4 protein-coding genes are annotated in these 5,406 nt (G+C 50.3%); all 4 read left to right on the top strand.

Annotated features, from left to right (window positions below):
• Positions 1-2,108: DNA gyrase subunit A (locus Q0256_RS02995; RefSeq protein WP_297959920.1), on the top strand; the 2,108-nt coding region annotated here is incomplete at its 5' end.
• Positions 2,101-3,132, top strand: coding sequence for an aspartate-semialdehyde dehydrogenase (locus Q0256_RS02990; protein ID WP_297959918.1), 1,032 nt, complete (start codon positions 2,101-2,103; stop codon positions 3,130-3,132). The genes Q0256_RS02995 and Q0256_RS02990, both read left to right, overlap by 8 nt.
• Positions 3,133-3,435: 303 nt before the next feature.
• Positions 3,436-3,927 (top strand): YqhA family protein, encoded by a 492-nt coding sequence (locus Q0256_RS02985; protein ID WP_297959916.1) that lies wholly within the window; start codon positions 3,436-3,438, stop codon positions 3,925-3,927.
• 2 nt (positions 3,928-3,929) lie between these two features.
• Positions 3,930-4,976 (top strand): uroporphyrinogen decarboxylase, encoded by a 1,047-nt coding sequence (hemE, locus tag Q0256_RS02980; RefSeq protein ID WP_297959914.1) that lies wholly within the window; start codon positions 3,930-3,932, stop codon positions 4,974-4,976.
• The last annotated feature ends 430 nt before the right edge of the window (positions 4,977-5,406 follow it).

Below are 5,406 nucleotides of genomic sequence, written 5' to 3'. Positions count from 1 at the left end.
GTGAGATCAAAGGCCCCGATTTTCCGACCGGCGGCATAATCTACGGCAAAAAAGGGATTATTGAAGCGTATAAAACGGGCAGAGGGCGCGTTAAAATTCGCGCTAAAACCCATATCGAAAAAAAAGCTAGTAAAGACGTCATCGTAATCGACGAGCTGCCGTATCAGACCAATAAAGCGCGCCTGATCGAACAGATCGCGGATCTCGTAAAGGAAAAGCAGATTGAAGGCATCTCTGAGGTGCGCGACGAGAGCGATCGCGACGGAATTCGCGTAGTAATCGAGCTTAAGCGCGACGCGATGAGCGAGATCGTGCTGAATAATCTATTTAAGCAAACCACGATGGAGGCGACCTTCGGCGTGATAATGCTCGCAATCGACGGCAAAGAGCCGAAGATTTTCACGCTGATAGAGCTTTTGAAGCTGTTTTTGAACCACAGAAAAACCGTCATCATCCGCCGCACGATTTTTGAGCTTCAAAAAGCGCGCGCTAGAGCGCACATCTTGGAGGGCTTAAAGATCGCGCTAGATAATATCGACGAAGTGATCGATGTGATTAGAAACTCCGCCGATACCAACGTCGCGCGTGAAAATTTAATGAGCAGATTCGGCCTTAGCGAGGCGCAATCGGGCGCGATTTTGGATATGAGGCTAAGCCGCTTAACGGGACTTGAGCGCGAAAAGATCGAGGAGGAGCTAAAAGAAATTTTAGCCGAGATAAAGCGGCTTGACGCGATCCTAAAGAGCGAGGAGCTAATCGAAGGTATCATCAAAGATGAGCTTTTGGAGATCAAAGATAAATTTAAATGTCCGCGCATCACCGAAATCGTCGATGACTACGAGGATATCGACATCGAAGATCTTATCGCGAATGAAAATATGGTCGTTACGATCACTCACCGCGGCTACATCAAGCGCGTGCCTAGCAAGACTTACGAGAAGCAAAAGCGCGGCGGCAAAGGGCGCGTGGCGGTCACGACGTATGACGATGACTTCATCGAGAGCTTTTTTACGTCCAACACCCACGATACGCTTATGTTTATTACCGACCGCGGGCAGCTTTACTGGCTTAAAGTCTATAAAATTCCGGAGGGCTCGCGCACCGCAAAAGGCAAAGCGGTCGTAAATTTAATCCAGCTCGGCGCGGACGAAAAGATCATGGCGATCATCCCTACGACCGATTTTGATCCGAGCAAGTCGCTCGTATTTTTCACTCGCAACGGCATCGTAAAACGCACGAATTTAAGCGAGTTTAAAAATATCCGCTCACTCGGCATCCGCGCTATCAGCCTAGATGAGGACGATACTTTAGTAACCGCTCTCATCGCTCCAAATAGCGCCGAGGAGATGCAAAACTACAAAGGAGGCACTCTAAGCGGCGACGATCTGGACGGCGGCGAGGCTGAGGAAATTCTAGAGCAGACCGAGCAGGATATTTTGGAGGGAAGCGAGAATGAAATTTCAGATGAAATTTCGCAAGACGAGGGCGCACAAGAGGGCGAGCCGCAAAGCGCTAACGAAAATATGCTCTTCATCGCTACGAAAAAGGGAATGTGTCTTAAATTTAATCTAAATAAAATTCGCCAGATGGGGCGCATCGCTCGCGGCGTAAAGGGGATTAAATTTAAAGAAAAAGGCGACGAGGTCATCGGCGCCGCGTTCATTTTAAGCGATATGCAAGAAATTTTAAGCGTGAGCCAAAAGGGTATCGGCAAGCGCACGACCGCGAGCGAGTATCGTCTCACAAATCGCGGCGGCAAGGGCGTCATCTGCATGAAGCTCACCAACCGCACCGGCGAGCTCATCGGCGTCGTGATGGTCGATGAGGAGATGGATCTCATGGCGCTAACCACCAGCGGCAAGATGATCCGCGTCGATATGCAAAGCATCCGCAAAGCGGGCCGCAACACCAGCGGCGTCATCGTCGTAAATGTAGAGGGCGACGACGTCGTGAGTATCGCGACCTGCCCGAAAGCCGAGGAGGGCGACGAGGGCGATGAAGGCGAGCTTGCGCAGGATGAAAATTTACTAAATTCAAATTTAGATAGCAAAGATTCGCAGAGCGAGGGCCCTAGCGATGAAATTTTAAAAGGAGGAGAGGATGAGTAGTTACAATATCGCCATCGTAGGCGCTACCGGCGCCGTAGGCGAGGAGATTTTGCGCGTCTTAGACGAGATGAACTTCCCCGTGAAGGACATACTGCCGCTTGCAAGCGCAAAGAGCGCGGGCGAGAAGGTGGAATTTCGCGGCAAAGAATACGTCGTGAGGGAGCTCACGGACAGCACCTTCGACGAAAACGAGATCGACATCGCGTTTTTTAGCGCGGGCGGCTCCATTTCGGCGCATTACGTGCCATTTGCTGCGGCAAGCGGCGCGGTGGTGATCGATAACACGAGCCACTTTCGTATGCAAGAAAATGTCCCGCTCGTAGTGCCCGAGTGTAATCCTCAGGATATAAAGCTATGGGAAGAGACAGGCATCATCGCTAATCCAAACTGCTCAACTATCCAGATGGTTCAAATTCTTAAGCCGCTTGATGACGCGTTTGATATCGAGCGCGTGGACGTAAGCACCTACCAAGCCGCCAGCGGCGCGGGCAAAGAGGGCATGGAGGAGCTCGTGTTTCAGCTGCAGAAATTCTTTGAATTTAAGCTTGATGAGTGCAAACCTAAAGTTTTCGCGCACCAGCTAGCATTTAACGTCATCCCGCACATCGACGTATTTTTGGACAACGACTACACCAAAGAAGAGATGAAGATGGTGAACGAAACGCAGAAAATTTTGCATAAAAACTTCGCCGTTTCGGCTACCTGCGTGCGCGTGCCGGTACTTCGCAGCCACAGCGAGGCGATTACGATAAAATTTAAAAAGGATTTCGATATTAGCCGCGTGCGCGAAATTCTAAAAAACGCGCCTAGCATCGTGCTTGCAGACGATCCGAGCAAAAACGAATACCCGATGCCGCTGCTTTCGAGCGACACGAACGAAACCTACGTCGGCAGACTCCGCAGGGACAATTTCGACGATAAAATTCTGCATCTTTGGTGCAGCGCCGATCAGATCCGCGTCGGAGCGGCTACGAACGCCGTACGCATCGCGCTTCGCTGGATCGATATGCAGCAAGACAGGTAGGATAAATTTAGCAAGGCTGCCGTTTTGCGCGCGGATACGGTCACGCGCATGATTTCGGCGCCGTTGCCCACGCGAATAAAATTTGCAAATCAGCCTAGTTAAAATTTAAGACCGCGAGCTGAAATTTTGCGCCTTTAATCGGGCGCAAAATTTTAAAGACTCAAACGGGCGCGATCAAAAGAGATAAATTGATGCGGTTGCAAACGAGCGTAAATTTAAACGAACGCTTCGGCATGGAGCGGCTTTTAAATTTATACATTCGTTTGCGGAGCAGCTAATCCCGAATTAAAATTTAAGGAAGAAATGAAAGCTATATTTGAAAAATTTTTACTTTGCAGCAAATTTTTAACCCTCCTGCCAGTGCTTTTTTGCATCGCGGCAGGCGCGGCGATATTTGTGATGGCAAGCTACGAAATCGGCTCAGCGCTTTATAAAATCGTGGAATTTTTTCTAACGCCGCAGAGTGGGCGAGCGCTTTACGTCGATATTTTAAGCGAGATAATAACGGCGATCGATCTGTATCTGGTCGCTATAGTGCTGCTAATCTTCGTATTTGGAATTTATGAGCTGTTTATCGACGAGTTTGTGGATCTAAATTTACAAGTTTTAAAGATCGCCTCGCTGGATGAGCTAAAGCACAAACTCGGCAGCGTCATCATAATGGTGCTCGTAGTGGATTTTTTCAAGAGAATTTTGCACACCGATTTTACTACCCCTTTGGATATGCTTTTGCTCGCAGGGGCTATCTTTGCGGTTTGTTTGGCTTTGTATATTTTGAGTAAATTTAAAGGATAAAAATGGTTTTCATCGACGCATGCTTCGGCAAAGAAACCCCATACACGCCCATTTGGATGATGCGCCAGGCGGGGCGCTACCTGCCGCAATACATGGCGGTGCGCGAGAGGGCGGGCGATTTTTTGAGCCTGTGCCGCGACTATCGCGCCGCTAGCGAGGTAACGATCCAGCCCGTGGAGATTTTGGGCGTCGATGCGGCGATACTTTTTAGCGATATTTTGGTCGTTCCGATGCAGATGGGGATGGATCTGCGCTTCGAAGCGGGCGAGGGGCCGCGCTTTAGCGATCCGATCCGCTCCCGGGGCGATCTGGCGCGCCTTGATCCGCAAAAGGCCGCGGCGGAGCTCGGATACGTTTATGATACGATCTCGCTTACTCGCTCGCGCCTTGCCGCGGATAAAGCGCTTATCGGCTTTTGCGGCGCGCCGTGGACGATCGCTACCTATATGATCGAGGGCGGCGGCAGCAAAAATTACGCCGTTTGCAAAAGGATGCTCTACGAAAATCCGCAGCTTCTGCATGAAATTTTGCGCCTCGTTACGGAGGCGACGAAGCTTTATCTGGCGCGCCAGATCGGCTCGGGCGTCGATGCGGTGCAGATCTTCGACAGCTGGGCGGGCGCACTGGAGCCGAGCGCATATGAGGAGTTTGGCTGGCGATACATCCTAGAAATCACGGAATTTTTAAAGGCGAAATTCCCGCATATCCCGCTCATCGTCTTTGCCAAGGGCACGGGCGCACAGATGTCGCGGCTGAGCCGTATCGCGGAGCAGCGAGGCGAGGCGAGCTTTGACGTATGGGGCGTGGATTGGAGCACTCCTATGGGGCTTGCGCGCGAGCAGCTCGGGGGCAAATTTGCGCTTCAGGGCAACCTGGAGCCGATGCGGCTATACGACCGCGGTGCGATAGAATCGGGCGTGCGCGAGATTTTAGCAGCTATGAAGGGTGCCGCGCATATCTTTAATCTAGGCCATGGAATTTTGCCCGACGTGAGCGTGCAAAACGCCAAATATCTGGTGGATCTGGTGCACGAGCTAAGTGCACGCTAAAACCTTATTTTGTGAGAGCTCGCTTGCAGCGCGCCGTTGTGAAATTTCATAGAACGTAATTTAAAATTTTGCTCGCTTGTGTCGCTTGCTTTGCTTCCGCACGATCTTTTCCGCTGCCCATAAATTTTAAATTTTGCACCGCTTTCACGCTGCCAAAACAGCTGCGGAACGCAAAGCTTTAAATTTTAAATTCTGCGCCGTTTTGAGCGGCGGTATCGCTAAATTTTAAAATTTAGCCGAAATTTGAAATTTTACGTCGCTTTTACGCCGAGCGAGACTTAAAATTTTACGCGCTATGTATGCGGCGGCGTAAAATACCGCGAGCTTGCGATTTTAAATTTAGCCCGCGCTTTAAATTTATAGCTCTCACGCCCCAAATTTAAGGATAAATTCAAAACTCTAAGTTTAAAATTCCGTCCTAGCGGGGGCG

This window comes from uncultured Campylobacter sp., assembly GCF_937949835.1.
In the GTDB taxonomy this organism is placed as follows: Bacteria; Campylobacterota; Campylobacteria; order Campylobacterales; family Campylobacteraceae; genus Campylobacter_B.
Note: the sequence above shows the minus strand (reverse complement) of the source record. Positions and strands in the feature narration are given on the sequence as shown.

Bases quoted from the DNA above. Each gene is read 5' to 3' on its own strand.
- Q0256_RS02990 (WP_297959918.1), top strand. From the start codon at position 2,101: ATGAGTAGTTACAATATCGCCATCGTAGGCGCTACCGGCGCCGTAGGC.
- hemE (WP_297959914.1), top strand. From the start codon at position 3,930: ATGGTTTTCATCGACGCATGCTTCGGCAAAGAAACCCCATACACGCCC.
- Q0256_RS02985 (WP_297959916.1), top strand. From the start codon at position 3,436: ATGAAAGCTATATTTGAAAAATTTTTACTTTGCAGCAAATTTTTAACC.